We start from the raw sequence: 1,278 nt of genomic DNA on the forward strand, positions 1-1,278 counted from the left end.
ACCTGCTGTGGTGCCGTTTGTGTTGTCGGGTCGTGGGTCGGGTGGGTTGGGTGGTCAGGCTGCTCGTTTGCGGTCGTTTGTGGTGGAGCGGCCTGGTGTGGCGTTGGTGGATGTTGCGTTTTCGTTGTCGGCTGATCGTGCGGTGCATGGGGATCGGGCGGTTGTGGTGGCTTCGGGGCGGGAGGAGTTGCTGGATCGGTTGGCGGTTGTGGCTGGGGGTGGGGCCGGGGCCGGGTGTGTGTCGGGTGTGGTGGGTCGGGGCCGGGTGGCGGTGGTGTTTTCCGGTCAGGGTTCGCAGCGGGTCGGGATGGGCCGGGAGTTGTATGGGCGGTTTCCTGTGTTCGCGGCTGCTTTTGATCAGGTGTGTGAGTTGTTGGATCCGGTGGTGAGGGCGGCTGTTTTTGGTGAGGAGGGTGCTGGGGGCCGTCTGGATCTGGATGCGACGGAGTTTGCGCAGCCGGCGTTGTTCGCGGTTGAGGTGGCGTTGTTCCGGTTGTTCGGGTCGTGGGGTGTGGTCCCGGATTTTGTGGCTGGTCATTCGGTGGGGGAGATTGCTGCGGCTCATGTGTCGGGGGTGTTGTCGCTGGCGGATGCGTGTGTGTTGGTGACTGCGCGGGGTCGGCTGATGCAGGGGCTGGCGTCGGGTGGGGTGATGGTGGCGGTTGCCGCGGGTGAGGACGTGGTGGCGCCGGTGGTGGCTGAGCTGGGCGGTGAGGTGTCGGTTGCCGCGGTGAACAGTCCGGTGTCGGTGGTGGTGTCGGGGGCCGGGTCCGCGGTGGAGCGGGTTGTGGGGCGGTTGTCCGAGCGGGGTTTCCGGACGAAGCGGTTGGTGGTGAGTCATGCGTTTCATTCGCCGTTGATGGAGCCGATGCTGGATGATTTTCGTGCGGTGGTGGCGGGGTTGGTGTTTCGGCCGCCGTATCTCGCGGGTGTGAATGAGGCGGTGGCGGATCCGGAGTACTGGGTGCGGCATGTGTGTGACACGGTGCGGTTTGCGGATGCTGTGGTGGGGTTGCGCGAGCGGGGTGTGACGCGGTTCGTGGAGTTGGGTCCGGACGCGGTGCTGACGGGGTCGGTGCGGGAGTGTCTGGATGGTGAGGACATTACGGCGGTGCCGAGTCTGCGTCGTGGTCATGGTGAGGTCGAGTCGGTGCTGGCTGGGTTGGGTGCGTTGTTCGCGGCCGGGGTGGCGGTGGACTGGCAGGAGTTGTTCGCCGGGACCGGTGCCCGCCACACCGAACTGCCCACCTACGCCTTCCAACGCCGACACTACTGGCT

The 1,278-nt window shown here is 66.1% G+C and carries 1 protein-coding gene; it reads left to right on the forward strand.

Going from position 1 to position 1,278, the window contains the following annotated elements; genetic code table 11:
- Window positions 1–97: 97 nt before the first annotated feature.
- Window positions 98–1,278, forward strand: a 1,181-nt coding sequence (locus tag AB0C75_RS35855; protein ID WP_362896729.1) for an acyltransferase domain-containing protein, incomplete at its 3' end; no start/stop codon positions are given.

Source organism: Streptomyces sp. NPDC048565 (genome assembly GCF_040650935.1).
In the GTDB taxonomy this organism is placed as follows: Bacteria; Actinomycetota; Actinomycetes; order Streptomycetales; family Streptomycetaceae; genus Streptomyces.